Genomic DNA, 24,970 nt, shown 5'->3' with positions numbered 1-24,970 from the left:
TAAATCCCTTTCACGATATATAATTAAATGCCGGTCCTCCGGCATTTATTGATGCTGGCTAAAGGGTTAACTGCCTTATGCATAAATCGCTGTTTCCTGATAACAACATGCATAAAATATATGCTGAAAAAAATATTAAACTCCTTTTCGGCCCTTTTGCTTTTCGGCTCCCATTTTTTTTCTATTTTAGCATCAGATGATGGGACGGTTCTTATCGCCCGATTTCACAGGTATGTTAGGATACCGATTACCATTTTAAAATAAATAAAACCAATTCTGAAACTTATTTTTATGAAAAAACATTTCTTATTATTCACTGTGCTGTTTTCCACTTTATTCTTTGGTCAGATAAAGTTTGAAAAAGCTTATTTTATTGATAATTCGGACCGTAAAATTGAGTGTTTAATAAAAAATATGGATTGGAGAAATAATCCGGTATCATTTGAGTATAAAGCTGACGAGAATTCTGTTGTAAAGGAAGCATCTATTAAAGATGTTAAATCATTCGAAATCTATAATCATGCAAGATATATAAGAAGCACTGTAAAAATTGACAGATCAAGCAACAATCTAACGAATGTAAGCCGTGTGAAAAATCCAGAATTTAAGGAGGAGCAGCTTTTTTTAAAGGTTTTGATCAGTGGTGATGCAAACTTGTACAAATATGCAGATGGAAGTTTGTACCGATATTTTTATAAAACGCAAAACGGGGAAATAGAGCAATTGGTGTATAAACCTTACAAATCCAATGAAGTTACCGTGAGCTATAATTCCACTTATAGGACTCAGCTGAAAGACGAATTAAGCTGCTCTGCCATAAAGATTAGTGATATCAACAGAACAGACTACCAAGAAAGGGATCTGATCACCTTGTTTTTAAGATATAATAAGTGTAAAAATCCTGATTTTGTATATTCGGATGCTAAACCAACTAAAGGAAATATTAATCTCCATATTCGCCCAAGAGTCAATTCTTCGTCACTAGAGTTTGCAAATTATTACGCTGAAGACGAGCATTATAAAATGGAGGATAAAATCAGTTTTGGAATTGGGCTTGAAGCAGAATATATTCTTCCCTTTAATAAAAACAAGTGGTCAGTGATCATTGAACCCACCTATCAGTCTTACAAATCAGAAAAAACTACTGATGTAAGGGGATCGGTTGTTTCAGAGGGAAAACTTACAACAACCGTCGATTACCATTCTGTTGAAATACCAATAGGGATTCGGCATTATATGTATCTGAATGGAAAATCAAAATTGTTTCTTAATGCGCAGTATGTACCTGATATAGCAGTCAATTCTTCCATTAAATTTAACGTTGCAGAAAATTCTATATTCAATAATTTGGAAATAAAATCAAGGTCAAATGTGGCTTTGGGAATTGGATATTGTTATGAGGAGAGGTTTGGGCTGGAGGTACGTTATTTTACAGGTAGAGAAGTATTAAGTAGCTATTCCAAGTTTAGCTCAAATTACAAGGCAATATCGTTTATCTTAAGCTACAAGTTGTTCTAAAAACCTCCCATCTCACGCCAATCTTTTTTTCGTATAGTGAATAATGCGGTATTGAAGTTGGCTGAATCATCAAAGAGAAGCACTGAATAAAACTTTCTATCCGTTTCCGGAAGACTTAATGATGGGAAATAATTTTTCCGATTGAAGAAAGGCGCTCTTATGTTAGACAAGTGAGCTTTAACTTCAAGCTTTCCGGAACAGTTAGAGGTAGTGGAATTAGCCGTTATGTTGAAGTATATCATACATGGTACATTTGTACTTTGTACAATTTTTTGCTTTCCCTAAAGCAATTTCCACCTGATCAATTCCATATGACCCTTTCCAGAACGAGCATTCCCGAGGTTGAGCCATAGCTGAACCATAACTGAACCCATCTAAAGCCTGCCAAAGGAATAGATTACTTTACCTTTACCTTGGGTCTAACTTCATCCTTGGCAAAATCTCTTTCACCACTCTTTACTTTTTACATTGTACAACTGTACATTCACTTTTGCCTTTGCTCTTGATTCTATCAAAACAACGTTTTCGGCTCCGCCATCTGCGGAACATGAATCTCCACGCCGAATTCCGTATTCACTTTTTCAATAAAATAAGCAGAAAGCAAAGGGGAAGCTTTTTCAATATTCTGGTGAACGAAGAAATACAGTTTTTCAAGACCTTCTGATTTCCATTCTGCAATCCTCTCGAGCCAGTCGTCGAGTCTCGTGTAATCGCTTTCTGCATTGGCACCGACATACCGCACAAACGCTACCGGTGTCGTGAGCCTCATGTGAAGCATATCCCTTCTTCCGGCGGTGTCGACAATAATATTGGTAATCCGGTGCTTCTCAAAAAGTGCCATCGTTTTCTCGAACACTTCCTCGTCTGAAAACCATTCATTGTTGCGCAGTTCCACCGCCGAAGGAACCTCTTTCGGCCAATCCTCAATAAATTTTTCGAGTCTTTCGAAATCTTTCGGTTTAAAATTATCGTGCAGCTGCAGGAAAACCATCCCCAGTTTTTCATCAAAATTCAGGACGGAAGTGGCAAACTGCGTCACCACATCTGTAATATTCAGCAGCCTGCGGAAATGCGAAACCGTATTCGTGATCTTCGGGAAAAACCTGAAATCGGCCGGAGTTTTTTCCTTCCATGTCTGCACCTGTTCGGGCGAAGGCATGCCGTAAAATGTCGCATTCAGCTCAATGGAATTGAACTGCGTCGCGTAATAGGTCAGTTCGTCTTTCGTGCCTTTCGGATAGAATCCTTTGAGGTCGGTTTTGTTCCATTTCGCGCAGCCGATACGGATTTCCAGGTCTTTGGCTTTGGATTTCTTCAGGATTTCTGCGGTTTTCGGATGGTCTTCCGGAAGGGTAAAATCAATTTTTGACGGGTCTTCTACTTGTCCGAATTTCATTTTTGAAGGTTTTAGATGGCTGGTTACAGTATTTCAAAGATAAAATATTTTTCTGACCGGATTTGCATGGAAAAGAAAGAGTAATGAAGTTTGGATTATATGATTTTTAGAATGCTGATCTTTTAAAACGCAAATAAGCCGATATTCTCCACGAATTCCACAAAAAAACCGCAGAAATTTCTGCGGTCATTGTCTTGTCTTTTGTTCGTTACTCTTTGTTCTTCCCCAACCTTTGCCTCGGCTCTTTTTACTTTTGCCCTGGCTCTTGATTCTTGGCTCTTTAACTACGCTTCACACGAAGAGCAAGTCACAAAATTCACCATCATTTCCTTGGAAACCGATGAACTTCTCTGGTAATACAACGTTTTCACGCCTTTCTTCCAGGCTTCGATGTAGAGGTAGTTCACGTCTTTTACTGGCATGGTTGACGGGATCTGTAAATTCAGCGACTGGGCCTGATCGATATACTGCTGTCTTTGCGCCGCCTGGGAAATAATTTCCATCGGCGAAATTTCCCTGAAGGTTTTGAAAACCGCTTTCTCTTCATCCGTAAGTTCCTTCAGCTGCTGCACCGAACCGTGGTTCAGCATAATGGTTCTCCACGTTTCCTCATTGTCGAGTCCTTTTTCTTCCAGGAGTTTCGCGAGGTATTTGTTCTTACGCATGAAATTCCCTTTCGCAAGACCGGCTTTGTAATAATTCGAGGCAAAAGGCTCAATTCCCGGGGAAGTCTGGCCCAAAATTGCAGAACTCGAAGTGGTTGGAGCAATCGCCATTGTGGTCGTGTTCCGCATTCCGTAGCCTTTCAGCAATTCCGGCTCACCGTAAATATTGGCGAGTTCCTGCGATGCCTGAATCGACTGTTCCTTGATCTGACGGAAAGCTCTCGCATTGAACTGCGTTGCCTCAAAACTTTCAAACGGAATCATGTTTTTCTGCAGATACGAATGATATCCCAAAACGCCCAGACCAAGCGCACGGTGACGCAGCGCAAAGTTTCTGGCTCCGGTTAAGTAGTAATTTCCTTCGGTTTTCTCAATGAATTCAGATAAAACAGCGTCGAGGAAATAAATTGCCAGTTTCACAGCGTCCGTGTCTTTCCATTCGTCGTACAGTTCAAGGTTCATCGACGAAAGACAGCAGATAAAGGATTCTTCAGCACTTGAAGGAAGCATGATTTCCGAACACAGGTTGCTCGCATTCACCATCATTCCGTGGTCTTTGTACACCTGAGGCTTATTTCTGTTCACATTATCGGTAAAGAAAATGTAAGGCAATCCTTTCTGCTGACGGCTTTCGAGCACGCGCGCCCAGATTTTACGCTTGTCCATATCGCCGTCGATCATGTCCTGCATCCAGTAATCCGGCACGCAGATTCCGGTAAACAGGTTTTGAATTGGGCTTCCAATATCCTTGATCGATAAGAATTCTTCAATATCGCCGTGGTCAACGTCCAGATAAGCAGCAAAAGCGCCACGACGGACACCACCCTGCGAAACCACATCCATTGCGGTATCGTAAAGCTTCATAAAAGATACTGCGCCGGACGATTTTCCGTTGTCGGTTACGGCCGTTCCACGGTTTCTGAGCTCGCCGAAATATCCGGAAGTTCCACCACCGATTTTCGTCTGCATAATCACTTCGCCCAGCTTATGGGTAATTCCTTCGATATTGTCGGGAACATGCACGTTGAAACACGAGATCGGCAAACCGCGCTCGGTTCCCATATTGGCCCAAACGGGAGATGAAAAACTGATCCAGCCTTTTCTGATCATTTCCTCGAAAGCGGGCTGCAGTTCCGGTTTGTATAATCTTTTTGCGGCAGCAGAGGTAATTCTCAGGATCGCGCCGTCAACGGTTTCCCCTTTCAGTAAATATCCGCGGTTCAGCATTTGTTCGGACTCTTCGTTCAGCCACCAGATTTTTGATTGTTCTTCCATGTTGTATGCTTTTTGCAGTTGGCATCATGCTTTCTGCGTATTAATTTTTATTTTATTTTGGAGCAGAAGGTTTTCGTTTCCTGTTCCTGTTCACACCGCTAAATTTCCGGTGCGTCAAAATTCCCGAAGATATTATCGAAACTTCCGGCGGAACCCTGGAATTTTAAGGCTTTAATTTCCGGTTTATCCTCCAGGTTTTCATCACGCTGGCTCTGGAACTCCAAAAATCGCGGCATTGCTAGAAGCTGTTTTTGAATTTCCTCATTCGCATAGGCCGAATGGTGGTAAAACGTGAGTCCGTCTTCCTCCACAAAAACCTGATACCTGAATTTCGTATAATCGAGTTCGCGGAAAGATTCCAGAAAAAGTTCAATATTTTTTCTGTTGGTTTCAGAGAAATCAGGTTTTACGGTGTATTTTACTGCTACATTAATCATAATTGTTACTCAGTCGGATGTATAATATTCAGGAAGTGAATGCTGTATCAGTAAGCATTAAACTTAAAACGTATTGCTTTTAAAACAAATCATTCTCCGTAATACTCTTGTCGTGTTTCGTATAATCCACTGGCCGTTTCGCGAAGAAATCATCCATGGAATTGGCAAAAACCTCTTCCTCGAACCAGATCATCGGTCGGTACTGTTCCGGCGTGATGTTGTAGCGGGTTTTCATGTTGATCTTTTTCAGACTGTCATCAACACGGTATTTCATAAAGTTCAGCAAATCCTCTTTCGTAAAATTGTCGATTTCGCCGAGTTCAAAAATCCAGTCGATGATCTCTTCTTCCAGTAAAATCGAATGGTCCACCAAAGTGTATATATCTTCAAGATCAGAATCGGTGAGAAGGTCTGGCTGCTCTTCGCGGATCTTGTTGATCAGGTAGATTCCGGCGTTGGCGTGGATCTGCTCATCAACGGAAGTCCAGGCGATGATGTTGGATACATTTTTCATATAGCCCTTGAACCGCGTGAACGAAAGAATAATCGCAAACTGGGAAAAAAGGGAAACATTTTCGATCAGAATACTGAAAAGCAACAAAGACGAAACATATTCTTTCGGTGTTGTAGAATTCGCGTGTTTCAGCACATTGGTCAGGAAGTCGATCCTTTTTTTAATCGCAGGAATTTCCACGACATGGGAAAACGCATCGTTATAACCCAAAACTTCCAGCAATCTGGAGTAGGCTTCGGAATGGCGGAATTCGCACTCCGCAAAGGTAGCTCCAAGACCGTTGAGTTCCGGCTTGGGCATGTGGTTGTACAGATTTCCCCAAAAAGTCTTTACCGAAACCTCGATCTGGGCAATGGCAAGAAGGGCGTTTTTGATGGCATTTTTTTCGTGCGGTTCCAGCTGTGACTGAAAATCCTGCACATCGGCCGTAAAATCCACTTCGGAATGTACCCAAAATGATTTGTTGATGGCCTCTACGAACTGCATGATCTCCGGATATTCAAACGGCTTGTAACTGATTCTCTTTTCAAAAATTCCCATCCTGTATTTTTCTGTTTTCTGGTTAATGATTTTCGCTGATAAAAAAGAAATACTCTTAACGTGCTGACTGAATGGACATTAATCCAATTACCGTCCCGCAAAACTGTTAAAAATATTCCTGAAGCGTGAATCACAAATGTAGAAAATCCACATCACTTCCGAAAGGTGTAAATATTAAATAACTGACTTTAAGCCGCAAAAGTTTTCCACAATTACACAGACGGGGCTTTATCACCCCTTTTAAAATCGGGCTTTGCCAATTAGCTGTACTTTGTGCCTAAAAACATTAAACAGCAACCCCGAAAATACTGTAAAACCGAATAAATTTTATTAAACATCTAAATGGCAATTAAAAGCATCTGTTCTGTAACATTTTTTTTCTTTTGAATACTTATTCATAAAACCAATCCGCCCATGTTAGTTATTGAGAATCTCCACAAATCCTATGACACCGGAAAGAGCAAACTGCATGTGCTGAAAGGCATCAATCTGAACATTGAGGAAGGCGAATTTGTTTCCATTATGGGAAGTTCCGGATCAGGTAAATCCACTTTACTGAACATCATTGGGATCCTGGACGAAAAAGATTCTGGCGTCTACAAGCTGGACGGAATTCCTATTGAAGATCTGTCGGAAATTAAATCAGCCGAATACCGGAGCCAGTTTTTAGGATTTATCTTTCAGTCCTTCAACCTCATCGGATACAAAACCGCCCTTGAGAATGTCGCTTTACCACTCTACTACCAGAATGTACCGCGAAAAGAGCGCAACCAAAGGGCTATGGAATATCTTGAAAAAGTGGGACTCGCGGAATGGGCAACTCACCTGCCGAATGAACTTTCAGGGGGCCAGAAACAAAGGGTTGCCATTGCAAGAGCCCTGATCACCAATCCGAAAATTATTCTTGCCGATGAACCGACCGGCGCTCTGGATTCTAAAACTACCTACGACATTATGAAACTTCTGCAGGAAATCAACCGCGGAGGAAAAACCATCATTGTAGTAACCCATGAACCGGATGTGGCCGCCGAAACGAAGAGAAATGTCATCCTGAAAGACGGAATTATTGAGAGTGATCAATTTATTACCCAACGGGTACTGGCTTAAGAATAATAAATATGTTTGATATAGACCGCTGGAGAGAAATTTTTGAATCCATTCGCAGCAATATACTGCGGACGGTACTGTCGGGTTTTACCGTAGCACTCGGACTGTATATTTTCATTGTCCTGTTCGGAATCGGAACCGGACTTAAAAATGCGTTTACCGAAGGGTTTGCGAGAGACGCGACCAATCTCATCACCATTTTCAGCGGGAAAACAACCATCGCATACGGCGGACTGCAGGCCGACCGGAAAGTCGTCCTCAAAAACGATGATTATGAGCAGGCCATCAGTTCAGATCCGGATAAGGTAGAAAATTCAACCGCGAGATATTCCGCCAACCTGACCGTAAAATACGGCAAAGAAAGCGGAAGTTACCAGATCAGCGGCGCCAATCCCGAAGAAAAGATCATCGAAAACCGTAAACTTACAGAAGGACGATATCTGAACAGTCTTGACATGAACCGCAAACAGAATGTAGCGGTCATTGGCAGAATGGTGCAGCGCGACCTCATCAAGAATGGAAGCCCTGTCGGCAAAGACCTTGAAATCAACGGAACGATGTTTAAAGTGGTGGGTGTTTTTTCTGATGACGGCGGCGACTGGGACGAAAGGATGATCACCGTTCCCATCACCACCCTGCAACAGATGAAAAAAGGCTCCGATACAGTGAGCAATATTTTCATCACGTATAACACCGCTCTTTCGCCCGATGAAGCTATTAAATATGGTGACAAGCTTCAAAAGGATCTCAAAGCAAAGAATAAAATTTCTCCGGATGATGAAAATGCAATTGTCGTGCGGAACAACGCGAAAAATATGGGCGAAACCTTCCAGTTTTTATTTATTATTACGCTGATTGTAGGTTTTATCGGAATGGGAACTTTGCTGGCCGGAATCATCGGCATCAGCAATATCATGGTGTATATCGTAAAGGAAAGAACCCAGGAAATCGGCGTACGGAAAGCCATCGGTGCCAAACCGGGCGCAATTGTAGGTCTAATTATGCAGGAAAGTGTTGTGATTACGGTAATTTCAGGATTTATAGGAGTAGGACTTGGCGTCTTGTCTTTAGAACTGATTGGCGACAGCCTTGAAAAATATTTTATTAAAGATCCGTCCGTTGGATGGGGACTGATTATTGCGGCTTTCATTAGCCTGGTAATTTCGGGAGTTGTGGCGGGCTTTGTACCGGCATTCCGGGCAAGCAGAATAAAACCGATTGAAGCGCTGCGTGCAGAATAGCGAATTAAGTGAATTTGCTTCGCAGTGAATGGTGAATTTTTAGATTATAGACAAGAATGTTTTTAGAATTAAACCACTATAATCTGGATGTTTATAAAGAAGCAAAGAAACTGCGGAAAGAATGTTACCTGTTAATTATTAAACTTCCAACGGCAGAGAAATACAATTTAATTGATCAAATCAGACGGGCTTCAACATCTGTTGTTTTGAATATTTCCGAAGGCTCATCTAGAAAATCCGTTACAGAACGGGCTAGATATTATGAAATGTCACGAGGCTCCATTGTTGAACTGGATTCGTGTTTGGAAATTATTTTAGAAGAAAATTATGCAACCAAGGATGAATTAAGTAAGGTAGGAAAACCATTAAAAACAACATTCATACTATTGTCAAAACTAATTCATGCAACGAAATCATCTGTTTAAAAATTCACTAAAAAAAATTCACTGCAATGCAGACTCACTTTGCAAAGCAAAAATTGATCTTAAATGAACATTATTTTCAAAATAGATACCTGGCAGGAGATTTATCATTCGCTACGGAATAATAAACTTCGGACTTTCCTCACCATGATCGGTGTCGGTTGGGGGATGTTCCTGTTTGTGACGCTTCTGGGAGCTGCAAAAGGCATGGAAAACGGTTTCGACAAAATATTTTCGGGCTTCGCTACCAATTCTATCTTTTTGTGGGCGCAGAACACCACCATTCCTTACGACGGTTTTCCGAAAGGAAGACAGATGAACCTCCATTTAAGCGACCTCGACATGCTGCCGAATAAAATTTCGGACATCGATTATATTTCTCCGCAGAATTCCCGCGGGAATTTCGGCAGTCCCGGCGAATCATTTTCGCGGAACGGAAAGAATGCAACCTATACCCTGAACGGCGATTACCCGATCGGAAACAAGATTTCCCAGAAAAAACTGATCTTCGGAAGGTACCTGAACGACGCCGACATCAATGAGAATAAAAATGTGATCGTGATTGGAGAAGAAATCTATAAAAACTTCTTCGATGCGAAGAAAAATGAAAACCCAATCGGGAAATCCGTCACTGTGAAAGGCATTTTCTTTAATGTCATCGGCGTATTCCGCGTGAAAAAAGGCGGCGGAATGGAAAATGACCAGTCGTCTTATATCCCGCTTTCCACTTTTACCAAAATGTACAATGACGGCGACAAAGTCGGTTTTTTTGCCATTGTGAGCAAACCCAATGCTGATCTTGCTGTTGTTGAGGAAAGAGTGAAAACTGAACTGAAGAAAAAATACAACGTCTCGCCTGAAGATACGAATGCTTTCGGAAGCTTCAACCTCGGAAAAGAATTCGGTAAACTCACAGGATTTCTGACCGGCATGCAGCTTTTGACTATTATTGTAGGAACGCTGACTATTTTAGCAGGTGTCATCGCCATTTCAAATATCCTGCTCATTACCGTAAAGGAGAGAACGAAGGAAATCGGAATCCGACGGGCTTTGGGTGCCAAACCTGCGGAAGTAAGGAACCAGATTCTGCTGGAAAGCGTTGTCATTACTTTAAGTTCCGGAATTCTAGGCTTCATCTGCGGAATTTTCGTGCTCATGATTGTTGATAAATTCACGCGGAATCAGGACGAATTTCCTTTTTATAACCCAACGGTAAATTATGGCGAGGTTTTCGGTGCGATGGCGGTTATGGTCATTCTCGGGCTCATCATCGGGATGATTCCGGCACAGCGGGCCGTGAAAATCCGACCGATAGAAGCGCTGAGAAGCGAATAAAGAGGTGAATGATCTCAAAAAAAAATAAAATTAATAACAGTAAAAAATAAACTAATCATATGAAAAAGAAATTCACCTGGAAAAAAGCCCTGTATATTTTCCTGGGACTCATCTTTGCTGCGGCGCTGATCTCCGGAATTATGTATCTGGTCAAATCCAACACCACCGAAAGCGAAAGTTTCCTGACCAAAAAACCTACCGTTCAGAATCTGGATGATAAAGTGATGGCCACCGGAAAAATTGTACCGCGCGAAGAAATTGAAATCAAACCCAATATATCCGGAATTATTGATAAAATTCTAGTTTCCGAAGGCGATCAGGTTACCGCAGGTCAACTGGTGGCGACTTTAAGAATTGTACCGAGTGTACAGAACGTAAATGCATCACAACAGGAGATCAACAACGCCAACTTACAGATCAGCAACGCGAAAATCAATATCGATAATCAGCAGCAGCAGTTTGCGATGCAGCAGCGGCTGTATACACAGGGCGTCATCTCCAAACAGGAATACATCAACGCTCAGCAGCAACTGCAGTCGACACAACAGGTTTACAGAAATGCACAGCAGCAGCTTCAGACCGCACAAAAAAACCTGCAGATCGCCAGAACAGGTACCACTCCTGAACTTGCAAGTCTTGCAACCACGCAAATCCGGTCAAAAGCCAACGGAACCGTGCTTGAAGTTCCTGTAAAAGTAGGAAGCCAGGTGATTGAAGCCAATTCCTTCAACGCCGGAACCACCATCTGCTCCATCGCTGATCTTAATTCCCTTATTTTTCAGGGAACCATCGATGAAGCACAGGCTGGAAAACTGAAAGAAGGTATGAATATGAATATCGTAATCGGAGCACTGCAGAACAAATCATTTCCAGGCCGCGTAACGATGCTGGCACCAAAAGGCAAAGATGAAAATGGAACGATTAAATTCCCGATCGAAGGGGATGTTTTCAACAAAACAAATGAATACATCAGGGCAGGATTTTCCGCAAACGGAGAAATCATTCTGAGTTCACAGAAAAATGCGCTCCTTCTGGATGAATCTTTGATCCAGTACGAAAAAGTAAACGGTAAAGACCAGCCTTTTGTGGAAGTGAAACAACCGGACGGGAAATTCAAGAAAAGGAATGTAAAACTCGGTGCTTCAGACGGTATCAATGTTCAGATCCTTCCAGGTTCAAACATCACAAAAGATTCCGAAATTAAAGTATGGAATCCGTCGGATAAGGACAAAGAAGCTTTAAAAGAGAAGAAAGATAAAAAATAACGCTCGGCTTATTGTCAGAAGCCCATGGTTTTATACAAAAAGAACGTCAATAAGTTGACGTTCTTTTTTTTGAATTATCTTTTCCTGATGAGCAGTACGATGTTCAGAAAAAGCAGGAGCAAATCAAGGCAAATCCAAATGGAGGTTCGGGTAATCTCGGCCCTGTAATTAGAAATTTCATCCACAGCCATTCTGGAAAGTTGCAGGTTCTGATTGATGTAATTTTTCACTTCAACAATCTGGTCCATGTTTTTATTCGGAACCAGGTGTCGGGAAAAATATACGAGATTTTTTTTACCTAAATATCCTGCGATCCAGTACTCACTGGAGTTTTTCATATTCAGGTAGTCGATGCGGTAATGTTCCGGACGTATTTTTCCGGTATGATTCAGTGTAAACTGCAGATTTTCATCAGCTGAATTCTTCTTAATGATGTAAAAATCTATGGGTTGGGGCAGTTTGTTGATGACCTGAATAACCATCGCATCTTCCTGAAACTGTGTCATGCTGCTTCGGATAAACCAAAACGCAAAAACAGTGAGGGCAACAACTACAATAAAAAACCTTACCAGTTTTGCAGCCAAGACAAATCGTCCTCTTCTGATAAATACGAGTGCCAGTGCAAAAAACAGCGCGATACAAAGAATAAAAGCTATATAACCCATAATAGCAAAGATAAGATTTTTGGTTTTGAATCTGCTTTAAAACAGGTGAAGGGTTTTCTACACTTCCACATTCCATTCCGCTTGAAACTCTGCGAGGAATTCCAGCATAAAACGGTGTCTTTTTTCAGCAAGTTCTTTTCCTTTGCTGGTATTCATCAGATCCTTCAGCAGCAGGAGTTTTTCGTAAAAATGATTGATTGTGGTGCCTTCATTTTTTTTATATTCCGCTTTGGTCATATTAAGTTTAGGCGGAATATCTGGGTGAAACATCAGGTTATTCTTAAATCCGCCGAAATTAAAAGTCCGCGCAATTCCGATGGCTCCGATCGCATCCAGCCGGTCTGCATCCTGTACGATTTTTAATTCCACCGGAAGATTTCCGGTTATTTCGCCGCGGTTTTTAAAGGAAATATTTTGAATGATGAAAAGCACCTGACCGATGATTTCTTCAGAAATGCCCTGACTTTCCAGAAATTTGCGGGAAATCTTCAAAGCCAGAGTTTCGTCGCCGCCGTGAAATTTAGGATCGGCAATATCGTGCAGAAGTGCCGAGAGTTCCACAACCAAAAGGTCACAATCTTCAGTTGCCGCGATATTTTTTGAGAGTTTCCAGACTCTTTCGATATGAAACCAGTCGTGGCCGGCTTCGGCGCCTTCCAGCTTTTGCTTTACGAATGAAACGGTTTGGGTCAATACATTTTCCATTGGATTAATTTAACTGATCCAACACTATTTTCCAAAGGTTTTTATTAAAACTTCTGAAAAAATTGATATGTCCGATCTCGCCTTTTTCCGATTCCGATACCTTAATTTCACGATAGGTCTTCCTTAAATTCGGATAACCGGTATTCATCAGGCTTTCCATGCCTTTCACCGTCACCCATGGATCGTCTTCGGCATGAATCACAAAACTTTCCTGCGTTAAAATTTTAGAATAGTCATTTTCGGTTTTTTCAAAAAGCCGGCTTGTTGATTTTTTATTTAGAATTAAAGTCCGCCAGTCCAGTGCGGCACCTTTCGGCAAAGTTTCGCCCAAACCAAACCAGTGTGCCGGGAAATATCCCAAAAGATGCGAAGCCACCGGCAGGGCAATTCCAAAGCCCAAAGCTGCGTTTACGGCCACTTTAAAATCCAGATGACCGATGTAGGCATCCTGCGTTCCCACAAAAATAAATTTTTCAAAAATCGCGGAGTCTTCGTTCATTCCCAAAATCAGTGCTCCAACCGAATGTCCGAGGCAAAATTTCCGGTAAGCGGGAAATTCCTTCTGGAGATAGTCAGTCATTGCTTTATAATCAAGCGTTCCCCAAATCCGCATGGATGCGTTGAAACCTTTCAATTTGTTCGGTTTCGATAATCCGATTCCGCGATAGTCATAAGTAAGAACGGTAAAACCATTTTCTGCCAAAAAAGCGGCAAAAGCATAGTAAACCTGCTGTTTCACACCGGTAGCGGAATTAATGAGCAGCACTCTTCCGTCAGCAATTTCAGGTTCAAATAGTGTTGCGGTAATTTCAAAATTGTCGTCCGTTTGAAGGGTGAAAGTATTCATACGTGTTAAAAGGTCAAATGTATTTAAAAATAAAAGAGAATCTCAAAAATTTGAAATTCTCTGCATAAGTTTAAACTGTTCCCCTGATCGAATTTAAATAAGCATCTTTACTGAAACTTCACAGTCCGATCAGTTTTTAATCAATACCGATTTCTATAAATTCAGTAATGATTTTAATGGGATTATTTGCTTCATCAAAACCGATATAACTCGCGTAAAAACCTTCGCCGTAGCCTGTTTCGAAGGCAAAAAGGTTTCCCTGCTTTTCATCATCGGGTTTCAGGAATGCATACTGATCGATCGCCCCATTTTCATCGAAAAAATGTTCATGAAAAAACTCTTCGTAAATTCCCATGAAATCGGCTCCCTTACGGTGAAACAGCCTGTTTTCGAGGTGGTTGAGACAGTCCTGGGTTTCAAAATCCATAAAACAGCCCATTCCGCTTTCCACAGGATAGCCGAAAATCTCCCCATCCTTCAACTCTTCAAGGTGCTGACCTTCGGTCGTAGCCATTTTCCACTCTGCAATCGCGGAATCTGCGAAAATAATTTCCACATAAGCAATGCAGTTTGATTCTCTCTCTTTATGGACCAAAACCGGAAATTCACCCTGTGGGAAATGAATTGTAAATTCCGCCATATCATTTGTTATCAAAGGATCACACGCAATCAGCCTTCCGGTAGGCAGATTTATTTTGCCGGCTTCGAATGTTTCCAGCAGCGGACTTTCGATGAAGTTTTTACTGAAAAGCTTAAAAATGTTTTCGATGTGGGTCATTTTTGGATGTGATATTAAAGGGTTTTCGCTTTCTCTTCCAGTAGGGCAATTTTGTCTTCGGCGTCTTTTTTCTTTTTAAGTTCGTTATCAACCACCTGCTGAGGTGCGCCTGCCATGAATTTTTCGTTGGAGAGTTTCTTCTCTACCGAAATCAGGAAGCCTTTCAGATATTTAATCTCCTCTTCGGTTTTTACTTTTTCCTCAGCCAAATCCAGATTTTCGCTCAGTGGAATTGAAATTTCACTGGAACCTACCAGAAAAGTAAAACTCGGCTTGTCGGTTTTCTTGCAAAAATTAATTTCCTCAATATGTGCCAGTTTCTTTACGAGTTCGGTATTTTTAAATGAATCGGCATTTGTAAAGATTTCCACCTTTTCACGCGGAGAAATTCCTTTGCTCTGACGGTAATTTCTTACTCCGGAAATCAGTTCCTTTGAGATTTCAAAGTTTTTCACAAGATCTTTATCAAAAGTTCCAGCTTTTCTCTGCTGTGTGATGACCAAAGCGGTTTCCGGAGTTCTTTCCGAAATATTCTGCCACAGTTCCTCGGATAAAAACGGCATGAACGGATGAAGCAGTTTCATTAATTCCTCAAAATAAGCGATGGTTTTTCTGTACACTTCTGCAGAAATCGGCTCTCCGAAGGCGGGTTTTACCGCTTCAAGATACCACGAACAGAAATCATCCCAAATCAGTTTATATACTAGGTGTAAAGCATCTGAAATCCTGAATTTTTCAAACTGATCTGCAATTTCCGCAACCGTTTTGTCCATCTGGTTTCCAAACCATGCGATGGCCTGGTTATCGGAATCGTTGGCTTTAATTGTTTCATCACGGTTCCAGCCTTGAATTAACCGGTAGGCATTCCAGATTTTGGTGGCGAAATTCCGTCCCTGCAGCATCAGTTCTTCATCGAAAAGCAAATCGTTTCCGGCAGCGGAACTCAATAAAATCCCGACACGGACGCCATCTGCACCATATTTGTCCATCAGTTCAATCGGATCCGGCGAATTCCCCAGCGATTTGGACATTTTCCTGCGCTGTTTATCACGGACAATTCCCGTGAAATAAACATTTTTAAAAGGAACTTCCTTGCGATATTCGAGACCTGCCATGATCATCCGGGCTACCCAGAAGAAAATGATATCGGGGCCTGTGACCAAATCGGAAGTCGGATAGTAATAATTGATTTCCTCGTTTTCGGGATCCAACATTCCGTCGAAAACCGAAATTGGCCACAACCACGATGAAAACCAGGTATCGAGGGCATCTTCATCCTGTTTAAGGTCAGAGATTTCCAGATTTTTCCCGGATTTTTCCCTGGCCAACTGTAACGCTTCCTCCACGCCTTCTGCCACAACAAAGTCATGCTCACCGTCTCCATAAAAATATGCCGGAATCTGCTGTCCCCACCAAAGCTGGCGTGAGATATTCCAGTCGCGGATGTTTTCCATCCAGTGCTTATAGGTGTTTTTGAACTTTTCAGGATGGAATTTCACTTCATCGTTCATCACAACGTCCAAAGCAGGTTTCCCCAGTTCAGACATCTTCAGAAACCACTGTACCGAGACTTTAGGTTCGATGACCGCTCCTGTTCTTTCTGAAGTCCCCACTTTATTCAGATAATCCTCAGACTTTAACAGCAGACCTTTTTCTTCGAGTTCTTTTGCGATTAATTTCCGTACTTCGAATCTGTTTTTTCCGGCGTAATGCTGTCCGTACTCATTCAGGCTCGCATTGTCATCCAATGAATCGATCATCGGTAAACCATGGCGTTTCCCGATTTCGTAGTCATTGGTATCGTGAGCCGGTGTTATTTTCAGCGCGCCAGTCCCGAATTCAATATCCACATAATCGTCCTCAATAATAGGAATCGGACGGTTTGCAATTGGAACAATTACTTTTCTACCTCTTAAATGTGCATATCGTTCATCATTTGGATTGATGCACACCGCGGTGTCGCCGAAAATGGTTTCGGGACGGGTTGTGGCTACGGAAATAAATTCTTCCGTTCCTTCTATTTTATATTTGAGGTAATAAAGTTTCCCGTTCTGCTCTTTAAAAATCACTTCTTCATCCGAAATATTGGTTTTCGCTTCCGGATCCCAGTTCACCATGCGGTAACCTCTGTAAATTAAACCTTTGTTGTATAAATCAACGAAAGATTTGATCACCTGCTGCGACAGTTTCGGTTCCATTGTAAAGCGCGTTCTGTCCCAATCACATGAACAGCCGAGTTTTTTGAGCTGTTCCAAAATGGTACCTCCATATTTATCGGTCCATTCCCAGGCATGTTTCAGAAATTCTTCTCTCGTTATATCAGATTTATTGATTCCATCTTCTTTCAGTTTGGCTACGACTTTTGCTTCGGTTGCAATGGAAGCATGATCGGTTCCAGGTACCCAACATGCATTAAAACCCTGCATTCTGGCACGTCTTACCAATACATCCTGAATCGTATTGTTCAGCATGTGACCCATGTGCAGAATTCCGGTCACATTAGGTGGTGGAATTACAACGGTATACGGAGGTTTTTCGTTGGGTTCTGAATGAAAATACTTATTTTCGAGCCAGTAACTGTACCATTTCTGTTCAGTTTCCTGTGGACTGTATTTTTCTGAAATCTGCATAAAATCTTTTCTTTAACACTAATGATGTGCAAAAATAATGTAAATAAAAATTTTTATACTGCATATTAAAATTATTTTTAACTTTGTCACTTAAATTTTATCAAAACAGATATAAAACATTTAGAAATATGAAAAAATTATTTGCAGGTTTTGCGTTAATGGGTGTGTTTGCTTTGGCATCTGCACAAACAATTACATTCGATCAAACAACCTGGGATTACGGTACCGTAAAAACCAATTCCGACGGACACAGAATGTTTAAGGTGAAAAACACCGGAGACAAGCCACTTATTATTTCAAGCGTTAAGGCTTCTTGCGGATGTACCACTCCTGAATGGAGCCAGGATCCAATCATGCCGGGAAAAACGGCCCAGATTAAAGTAGGTTACAACACCGCGATTAACGGACCCTTCGTTAAAACAATCGAAGTATTCTCCAATGATCCTGTAAACGGAAGAAGTGCTCTTAACATCAAAGGAACTGTAGATCCGAATGCTAAAGAAAGAGTACTGACGGCAGCAGAACAAAAAGCTGCTGACAAAGAAAAGCATGTTGCAGAAAAAGCTGCTAAAAAAGCCGCCAAAAAAGCTAAAAAAATGGCTGTTAAAAAATAATCAGGATTTTAATCCTGTAAAAAAAACCATTTCACGATTTGTGGAATGGTTTTTTGTTATATTTATCTACTAAAATAAAAAAATGAGCGACAACTTCAGCGATGACTTTCTGATCAAAGGAAACGTTTCTATTAAAAATTCTGAAACAAAATATAAAGGACAGCTTACTGAGCAAGATGGGGAGAAAATTCTTGCACAGGAAAAAGTGCAGCTCCGGAAACTGCAGGAAAAACTTTACGCAGACGGAAGCAAGTCTCTGCTCATCATTCTGCAGGCGATGGACGCAGCAGGTAAAGATTCCCTTATTGAGCACGTTTTCGGGGGTGTAAATCCGCAGGGATGTGAAGTAACCAGTTTCAAGACGCCAAACTCCAGTGAATATGCCCATGATTTTTTATGGAGACAGGCTGTAGCGCTTCCTGAAAAAGGTAAAATCGGAATCTTCAACAGAAGCCATTATGAAAGCGTTCTGGTCTGCAAAGTCCACCCTGAATATAATCTCAGCGAAAAGGTATGGAAGAATACAGAAGAATTTGATGAGCAATTCTGGAAAAAACGTTACAAAAGCATCAGGAATTTCGAAAAACATCTGTCGCAAAACGGAACAACCATCATTAAAATCTTCCTGAATATTTCTCCGAAAGAACAGAAAAAGCGACTCCTGGACCGCATCAACGAGGAAGATAAAAACTGGAAATTCTCTCTGGGCGATATGCCGGAACGGGCACTTTGGGACCAGTATATGAAGGTGTATGAAGAAGCCATCAATAAAACGTCGAAGGATCACGCACCCTGGTTTGCCATTCCTGCGGATGACAAATGGTTTGCCCGTGTTGCCGCGATACAAATCATTATTGATGCGCTGGAAAAAATGAACCTTCAGTATCCTGAAATGTCTGAAGAAGAATTAAAAGGTTTGCAGGGAGCAAAGAAACAACTGGAAAGTGAATGATAATTGACAAAAAGAAAGGATGATCTGGCTGGATCATCCTTTTTACTTATTTAATGTTTTATCATTCTATTTTTTAATGAATCTGAAAGTTTCGGCTGATTTATCAGACATTATTTTGATATAATACAATCCTACAGGCAATGAAGATACATTTATATTAAATCTGTCTGTATTATCCTGAATTGTTTTTATCAACTTACCCTCAGTAGAGAATATCTCCAACTGTTGCATTTTAGTTTTGGACTCAACAAAAAGAGTTTCAGACACCGGATTCGGATATATTTTAAATGATTTATAAGAGGCCTCAGAAACTGCCATCGCATTTTCATCAATTTTAGTAAAATACTGAAATCCGCCGGTCTCGATTGTCGTTGAAACTCCAGTTGACGCATTCAGCAGGTATAAACCGCTTCCGCTGGAATATAAATAATTTCCATTGTTCAACTGTATAATTCCATTGTTGCCGGTAGTTCCCAGAGAGGGCCAATAATTCAGGATGGCTCCGGTTATACGCGAAACTTCATATAGACCTCTGTTATTTCCGGTGGATGTAGTATTGCTAAACACCGCAACAATTAAATTGCCGGCGGAATTTAAATTAATCTGCTCAATGTTTGATAACACAGGAGTTGGAAATACATTTCCTACCACTGTACCGTCATAACCAAGAATCTGTATATTGGCATTATTGGTAAATGAAGAAACATAGGCATTAGTACCAGTATGCAAAACATCAAAAGGGGAAACCACAGTAGGATAATTGCCAATAGGAACACCAGCAGTGGTAAATCTTCTGATGGAATTCGCTACCGCTCCATTTGCACTGCCCGCATTTGTAACCCAAACCTCATTGTTTACGACATCAAGTCCACGAATATTGTCTAATCCTACAACATCTCCAAATAATGTTGAGGAAGCAGTCCCGTCGAGATTATAAATCAAAATATCATCATTGGTCTGATCTGCAATCCAGATCTTGTCATTTACCTGCGTGACTCCCTTCGGTGTTCCTGTTCCTGTAGGTAAAACAATAAAACTGGAATTGATGATGGTGCCGTCATTTGCATTCAGCTTATAAACAATGTCTGTAGTTGAATTCAGCACCAGAATACTTTGCTGTGAAAAAAGATTACAAAATGTAAACAGAACAGCAGAAATTGCAAAAAAAGTAGATTTTGTTTTCATTTTTTTTTTAAAATTACAAAAAAAATAAAAACCACAAGAAAAACTGTAAGCCGGATTCTGTACCTGAAAAAAATAAAACAGGCGCCTGTTATTTATCTGTGCTTTACATTGCTGCAAAGCTTTAGCTGCTTACCCCTCGGTTTTTGGAACGGGCCATTCCTATTTTCATTGCTGAAAAAATCCGATATACTTAACATTGCACCGCAAAGAGTTTACCTGGTTTCACTATAAATGAATATACATACTTTCTGTTGCACTTGTCCTGATCTCGCGACCGGCGGATGTTATCCGCTTTGCTGCCCTGTGGTGTCCGGACTTTCCTACCCCGTTTCCGGGATCAACAGGCCGTTCTTCTTGTGGACGGCAAAGATACTGAATTTCTGGATGAACCGCCAACGTAAAAATTTCTGCATTAATTAAAATCTAATGCAAAAAAAAATTATCTTCGTGCAACTAATTTTCAGAAAACGTTGGACGGCAAAGAGAAAATATTCGCACAGCTCGTGAAGGATAATCAGGGATTGATTATTAAGATCTCACGGCTCTACACCAATTCCCTGGAGGATGAAGAAGATCTTTTTCAGGAAATTGTGTTACAACTCTGGCGTTCCTACGACTCATTCAAAGGGCAGTCGAAAATCTCAACATGGATGTACCGTGTGGCCCTGAATACAGCAATTACCCTTTTCAGAAAAAAAACAAAATCGCCCCAAACCGATGAACTGATGGATTTTCACCACAGCGATTTTGTGGAAGATAATGATGAAAAACAACAGCAGATTACCCTGCTCTATAAAGTGGTGAAAATGCTGCCAAAAGTGGAACGGGCAATTGTAATGATGTATCTGGACGACCTCCCTTACCGCGACATCGCCGAGAATTTAGGGATTACTGAAGTAAACGCGCGGGTAAAAATGAACCGACTCAAAAAGACGTTAAAAGAATTAATGGAAAAGCATGCCTGAATTTGATTTAGATACTTTTAAGAAAACATGGCAAGAGCAGGAAGTTCAGCCAAAATATGACAGCGCAGAAATCCGGGCGATGCTCAACAAATCGTCGCGCAATTATGTGAAATATATTTTCTGGATCAGCGCTGCTGAGTTTCTCGTAATTCTTAGCCTTACCGTTTACTATACTTTTCTCGGGAATGACTCCAAGAGTCTCCTGAGTATTCTGAGCAAACTCGGTGTAAAAAACTCTTCGGCTCTGGAATATGATGTATCCCACTTTTATATTATTCTGAAATCCATCAGTATTGTTATGACCGCATTTTTCGTGGTTAAGTTCTACCGCAATTATGCGAAAATAAAGGTAGAATCAAATCTGAAAAAATTCATCCTTCAAATCATTGATTTCAAAAAAACCGTCAATCTTTTCATTCTGGCCAATATTGCTCTGCTGGTAATATTTACCGGTGTGCTGACCGGATTTATTTTCTATGTGCTTTCAGAGCAGCAGATTCATCTCAGCAACTCAGCTTTAGCAGGTTTTTTCATCGGACTGGCGTTCATAACGGGATTAAGCATTTTACTCATTTGGCTATACTACCGGATTGTGTACGGCATCATTGTGCGAAGACTCGGGAAAAACCTCGAGGAACTGAAGAAAATAGATTCAGTCGAATAATAAATATAAAAAGGTCAGTTTTCACTGACCTTTTTTTATAATTCCTTCCTGAGCCTCGCTACCGGAATATTGAGCTGTTCACGATATTTTGCGATGGTTCTCCGGGCGATATTGTAACCCCTTTCCTTCAACAGACCCACCAAAGCGTCATCAGTTAAGGGTTTTCGCTTGTTTTCTTTGCTGATGACTTCCTGCAGATGATTCTTGATTTCTTTTGTCGAAACTTCTTCCCCGTCATCATTGGTCAGTGAGTCTGAAAACAGATTTTTCAGGTAAATAATTCCGTTCGGAGTATCAGCATATTTGCTTTTCACCACTCTGGAAATCGTGGAAATATCAAACCCGGTAATATCGGCTACATCCTTCAGGATCATGGGTTTCAGCGATTTTTCATCACTGGTAATGAAATAGTTGCGCTGCAGTTTTACAATGGCAGAAATCGTCTGAAGCAGCGTGTTCTGTCTCTGATTAATGGCATCGATATACCATTTTGCTGCGTCGAGTTTCTGTTTGATGAAAAGCGCCGCCTGCTTGTGATCCGCAGATTTTTTATCGTGCGAATAGGTTGTCAGAATATCCTTATATTCTTCAGAAACACGTAATGACGGGGCATTTTTACTGTTGAGTAAAGGAATCACATCGATCTCCCCGTTTTTATTCTCTTTGATCTGGATGACAAAATCCGGGATGATTTCCTGATTGATCGTGATGGTCTGGGTATCGAAATTCCCACCAACTTTCGGCGAAAGTTTAGAAATCACTTCCAGGGCATCTTTCAGATCCTCTTCATCAATATCATATTTCTGGATGATTTTATTGTAGTGCTTGTTCGTAAGCGCATCAAACTGACTTCTCAGAATATTTCCTGCTAAAATAACGGCTTTATCGGCACTTACCTTTTTCTCAATCTGAAGCAGCAGGCACTCTTGCAAACCTCGCGCTCCAACACCAGGCGGATCGAGTTTCTGCACATAATTTTCAAGAATATCGGTGATTTTTTCTTTATCGGTGATGATTCCCTGCGAAAAAGCCAGATCATCTACAATCTGTTTGATTTCTCGTCTCAGGTATCCGTCGTTATCAAGGTTCCCAATAATGTATTCGGCAATTTTCAGATCATCTTCATCAATTGTGCTCAGGTTAATCTGCTCCAAAAGATAGTCATAAAGCGACTGTCCTTCGGTTAAAAGCGATTCATTGTCGAATTCCTCATCGTCAGCGGAATAGTTGCTTGAGGCGGTTTTGTATGCCGGTTCGTCATCAAAAATATACTCATTGACGTCGAAATCGGTACTGATGGTGTCGGTTCCTTCGGTTTCAAAACCTTCATCCACCGAAGAAAATTCCTCTTCATTGGATTCTTCCTGAACCTTTTCCAGTGCAGGATTTTCTTCAAGCTCGCGCTCGAGTTCTTCCTCGAACTCCAGGGTATGCAGCTGAATAAGCTTCATGAGCTGGATTTGCTGTGGCGCAAGTTTTTGTCCGAGTCTAAGTTGTAGGTTCTGTTTCAGCATTCTTGATCTGTCTTACTAAAATTGGTTTTTAGTTTTATTTTTAAGAACTGTTATATAATAGGTTATTACGATTTAATGCTAAAAGTACGATTATTTTTTAGAACTCCGCATTTTTAGGCGCTCTGGGGAAAGGAATCACATCCCGGATGTTCGACATTCCCGTTACAAAAAGTACAAGTCGCTCTAAACCAAGTCCGAAACCGGCGTGTGGTACGGAACCGAATTTTCGGGTATCGAGATACCACCATAACTCGTGTTCATCCACATTCATGGCTTTCATTTTTTCTTTTAAAACATCGAATCTTTCTTCTCTTTGTGATCCGCCGATGATTTCGCCGATGCCGGGGAAAAGAACATCCATTGCCGCCACTGTTTTTCCGTCCTCATTCAGTTTCATGTAAAAAGCTTTGATGTCTTTCGGATAATCAAAAAGCACCACCGGACTTTCAAAATGTTTTTCAACGAGGAACCTTTCGTGCTCGCTCTGCAGATCGGCACCCCATTCCTCAATCGGGAACTGGAATTTGCCTTTTTTATTTTCTTTTGAGTTTTTCAGAATATCGATCGCTTCGGTATATGAAACCCTTTTGAAACGTTTTTTGATAACGTTCTCCAGTTTTTCGATGAGGCCTTCAGAAGCCCTGTCTTTTTCGGGTTTCTGTTTCTGTTCCTCCGCAAATCTTTTGTCCAGAAACTCCAGATCATCTTTGCAGTTTTCCAGAACATAGCCAATGACATATTTCAGGAAATCTTCCGCGAGATCAATATTGTTTTCGAGGTTGTTGAATGCCACTTCGGGCTCCACCATCCAGAATTCAGCGAGGTGACGTGTGGTATTGGAGTTTTCGGCCCGAAAAGTCGGCCCGAAAGTGTAAACCCTTCCGAGTCCCATCATCGCGGTTTCCACGTTGAGCTGCCCGGAAACGGTGAGGTTTGTCTTTTTCCCGAAAAAATCCTGTTCGAAATCTATATCGCCGTTTTCATCTCTCGGAATTTCATTTAAATTGAAATTGGTCACGCCAAACATCTCTCCGGCTCCTTCTGCATCGGCTCCGGTTATAATCGGAGTGTTCATGTAGAAGAACTGGTTCTGGTTGAAAAATTGGTGAATGGCAAAACTCACCGAACTTCTGACTCTGAAGACAGCGCCGAAAAGGTTGGTTCTGAAACGCAAATGCGCCTGTTCCCGCAACACTTCAAGGGAATGTTTTTTAGGCTGAAGGATGGTTTTGTCTCTTTCTTCCGTGAAATTATCTCCTAAAATTTCAATTTTTTTCGCAATAATTTCAATGGACTGGCCGGCGCCTTCACTTTCAATCAGTTCGCCGACAATCTTCAGGGATGAAGCAGTACTGATATTCTTAATTAAATTTTCATCAAAATTCTGGAAATCAACCACTACCTGCAGGTTGTTGATCGTTGAACCGTCGTTCAGTGCAATAAAACGGTTGGAGCGGAATGCCCGTACCCAACCCTGCACGGTAATGTCGTGATGCAACTGTTTTTTATAGTCTCCCAGTAATTCTTTAATCGTCGTTCTCATGCTGCCTTCTTTTTTTATTTTGTAAAGCTCTGCCTTTGTTTCAGGCTGCTTTAATCAATAGATGCAAATGTAAAAAAAATTGGCGTAATTTTTGATGTAAGCGGAAAATTTTTAGAAAAGAATTTCAGCGATTAGGGCAGACAAAAGCCCGATCCATAAGGCTCAGGCATTGACATAAATAAAAATAGTATGT

The 24,970-nt window shown here is 41.1% G+C and carries 22 protein-coding genes and 1 other RNA gene; 10 read left to right on the top strand and 13 right to left on the bottom strand.

Annotation, left to right across the window (positions count from 1 at the left end; genetic code table 11):
- The first annotated feature begins 291 nt into the window (after window positions 1-291).
- Window positions 292-1,518: an outer membrane beta-barrel protein gene (locus tag FUA25_RS06145; protein WP_147756023.1), complete on the top strand. Its 1,227-nt coding sequence runs from the start codon at window positions 292-294 to the stop codon at window positions 1,516-1,518.
- 511 nt (window positions 1,519-2,029) lie between these two features.
- Here FUA25_RS06145 and FUA25_RS06140 read toward each other — a convergent pair.
- The 4 genes from FUA25_RS06140 to FUA25_RS06125 form a co-directional block, all read right to left on the bottom strand.
- Complete coding sequence (locus FUA25_RS06140) at window positions 2,030-2,914, bottom strand: DUF72 domain-containing protein (RefSeq protein WP_147756022.1); 885 nt, start codon at window positions 2,912-2,914, stop codon at window positions 2,030-2,032.
- Between the two features lie 284 nt (window positions 2,915-3,198).
- The gene (locus FUA25_RS06135; protein ID WP_147756021.1) at window positions 3,199-4,854 is read right to left on the bottom strand and encodes a ribonucleoside-diphosphate reductase subunit alpha; all 1,656 of its coding nucleotides are present in this window, start codon (window positions 4,852-4,854) and stop codon (window positions 3,199-3,201) included.
- Window positions 4,855-4,952: 98 nt separating this feature from the next.
- A complete protein-coding gene (locus FUA25_RS06130) occupies window positions 4,953-5,291 on the bottom strand; it encodes a hypothetical protein (RefSeq protein ID WP_147756020.1) in 339 nt (112 codons plus the stop codon).
- 79 nt (window positions 5,292-5,370) lie between these two features.
- A complete protein-coding gene (locus FUA25_RS06125; protein WP_147756019.1) occupies window positions 5,371-6,345 on the bottom strand; it encodes a ribonucleotide-diphosphate reductase subunit beta in 975 nt (324 codons plus the stop codon).
- A gap of 414 nt (window positions 6,346-6,759) precedes the next feature.
- On the opposite strand from FUA25_RS06125, the gene FUA25_RS06120 reads away from it, so the two are divergent.
- From FUA25_RS06120 to FUA25_RS06100, 5 genes are all read left to right on the top strand, one after another.
- Window positions 6,760-7,452: an ABC transporter ATP-binding protein gene (locus FUA25_RS06120; RefSeq protein WP_147756018.1), complete on the top strand. Its 693-nt coding sequence runs from the start codon at window positions 6,760-6,762 to the stop codon at window positions 7,450-7,452.
- Between the two features lie 11 nt (window positions 7,453-7,463).
- Complete coding sequence (locus tag FUA25_RS06115; RefSeq protein ID WP_147756017.1) at window positions 7,464-8,693, top strand: ABC transporter permease; 1,230 nt, start codon at window positions 7,464-7,466, stop codon at window positions 8,691-8,693.
- Window positions 8,694-8,749: 56 nt separating this feature from the next.
- A complete protein-coding gene (locus FUA25_RS06110; RefSeq protein WP_147756016.1) occupies window positions 8,750-9,118 on the top strand; it encodes a four helix bundle protein in 369 nt (122 codons plus the stop codon).
- A gap of 63 nt (window positions 9,119-9,181) precedes the next feature.
- Window positions 9,182-10,450 (top strand): ABC transporter permease, encoded by a 1,269-nt coding sequence (locus FUA25_RS06105; protein WP_147756015.1) that lies wholly within the window; start codon window positions 9,182-9,184, stop codon window positions 10,448-10,450.
- A 59-nt stretch (window positions 10,451-10,509) separates the two neighbouring features.
- Entirely contained in the window at window positions 10,510-11,715 is a 1,206-nt protein-coding gene (locus tag FUA25_RS06100; protein WP_147756014.1) for an efflux RND transporter periplasmic adaptor subunit, read from the top strand.
- A 74-nt stretch (window positions 11,716-11,789) separates the two neighbouring features.
- On the opposite strand, the gene FUA25_RS06095 is transcribed toward FUA25_RS06100, so the two are convergent.
- From FUA25_RS06095 to FUA25_RS06075, 5 genes are all read right to left on the bottom strand, one after another.
- A complete protein-coding gene (locus FUA25_RS06095) occupies window positions 11,790-12,380 on the bottom strand; it encodes a hypothetical protein (protein ID WP_147756013.1) in 591 nt (196 codons plus the stop codon).
- 57 nt (window positions 12,381-12,437) lie between these two features.
- Window positions 12,438-13,085, bottom strand: a complete 648-nt coding sequence (locus tag FUA25_RS06090) for an HD domain-containing protein (protein WP_147756012.1) — start codon at window positions 13,083-13,085, stop codon at window positions 12,438-12,440.
- Window positions 13,086-13,089: 4 nt separating this feature from the next.
- Window positions 13,090-13,932, bottom strand: a complete 843-nt coding sequence (locus tag FUA25_RS06085; protein ID WP_147756011.1) for an alpha/beta fold hydrolase — start codon at window positions 13,930-13,932, stop codon at window positions 13,090-13,092.
- Between the two features lie 136 nt (window positions 13,933-14,068).
- A complete protein-coding gene (locus tag FUA25_RS06080) occupies window positions 14,069-14,710 on the bottom strand; it encodes a DUF4241 domain-containing protein (protein WP_147756010.1) in 642 nt (213 codons plus the stop codon).
- 14 nt (window positions 14,711-14,724) lie between these two features.
- Window positions 14,725-17,340 (bottom strand): valine--tRNA ligase, encoded by a 2,616-nt coding sequence (locus tag FUA25_RS06075; RefSeq protein WP_147756009.1) that lies wholly within the window; start codon window positions 17,338-17,340, stop codon window positions 14,725-14,727.
- A 128-nt stretch (window positions 17,341-17,468) separates the two neighbouring features.
- On the opposite strand from FUA25_RS06075, the gene FUA25_RS06070 reads away from it, so the two are divergent.
- Both FUA25_RS06070 and FUA25_RS06065 read left to right on the top strand, forming a co-directional pair.
- Window positions 17,469-17,954 (top strand): DUF1573 domain-containing protein, encoded by a 486-nt coding sequence (locus FUA25_RS06070; protein ID WP_147756008.1) that lies wholly within the window; start codon window positions 17,469-17,471, stop codon window positions 17,952-17,954.
- Window positions 17,955-18,036: 82 nt separating this feature from the next.
- The gene (locus FUA25_RS06065) at window positions 18,037-18,906 is read left to right on the top strand and encodes a PPK2 family polyphosphate kinase (RefSeq protein WP_147756007.1); all 870 of its coding nucleotides are present in this window, start codon (window positions 18,037-18,039) and stop codon (window positions 18,904-18,906) included.
- Window positions 18,907-18,972: 66 nt separating this feature from the next.
- On the opposite strand, the gene FUA25_RS06060 is transcribed toward FUA25_RS06065, so the two are convergent.
- Both FUA25_RS06060 and rnpB read right to left on the bottom strand, forming a co-directional pair.
- Window positions 18,973-20,091: a T9SS type A sorting domain-containing protein gene (locus FUA25_RS06060; RefSeq protein ID WP_147756006.1), complete on the bottom strand. Its 1,119-nt coding sequence runs from the start codon at window positions 20,089-20,091 to the stop codon at window positions 18,973-18,975.
- A gap of 30 nt (window positions 20,092-20,121) precedes the next feature.
- Window positions 20,122-20,448: RNase P RNA component class A (gene rnpB, locus FUA25_RS06055), an RNA gene on the bottom strand.
- Window positions 20,449-20,561: 113 nt separating this feature from the next.
- On the opposite strand from rnpB, the gene FUA25_RS06050 reads away from it, so the two are divergent.
- Together FUA25_RS06050 and FUA25_RS06045 are read left to right on the top strand one after the other, a co-directional pair.
- Window positions 20,562-21,056, top strand: a complete 495-nt coding sequence (locus FUA25_RS06050; protein ID WP_147756005.1) for an RNA polymerase sigma factor — start codon at window positions 20,562-20,564, stop codon at window positions 21,054-21,056.
- On the top strand, window positions 21,049-21,720 hold the full coding sequence (locus tag FUA25_RS06045; RefSeq protein ID WP_147756004.1) for a beta-carotene 15,15'-monooxygenase: 672 nt from the start codon (window positions 21,049-21,051) through the stop codon (window positions 21,718-21,720). Before FUA25_RS06050 ends, FUA25_RS06045 begins: the two co-directional genes overlap by 8 nt.
- A gap of 35 nt (window positions 21,721-21,755) precedes the next feature.
- On the opposite strand, the gene rpoN is transcribed toward FUA25_RS06045, so the two are convergent.
- The gene (gene rpoN / locus FUA25_RS06040) at window positions 21,756-23,234 is read right to left on the bottom strand and encodes an RNA polymerase factor sigma-54 (RefSeq protein WP_147756003.1); all 1,479 of its coding nucleotides are present in this window, start codon (window positions 23,232-23,234) and stop codon (window positions 21,756-21,758) included.
- 97 nt (window positions 23,235-23,331) lie between these two features.
- Window positions 23,332-24,777 carry an asparagine--tRNA ligase gene (asnS, locus tag FUA25_RS06035; RefSeq protein ID WP_147756002.1) on the bottom strand — a complete coding sequence of 482 codons (1,446 nt, stop codon included), beginning with the start codon at window positions 24,775-24,777 and terminating at the stop codon, window positions 23,332-23,334.
- Between the last annotated feature and the right edge of the window lie 193 nt (window positions 24,778-24,970).

This window comes from Chryseobacterium sp., assembly GCF_008014695.1.
In the GTDB taxonomy this organism is placed as follows: domain Bacteria; phylum Bacteroidota; class Bacteroidia; order Flavobacteriales; family Weeksellaceae; genus Kaistella.
This window is presented reverse-complemented; position numbering and strand designations above follow the sequence as displayed.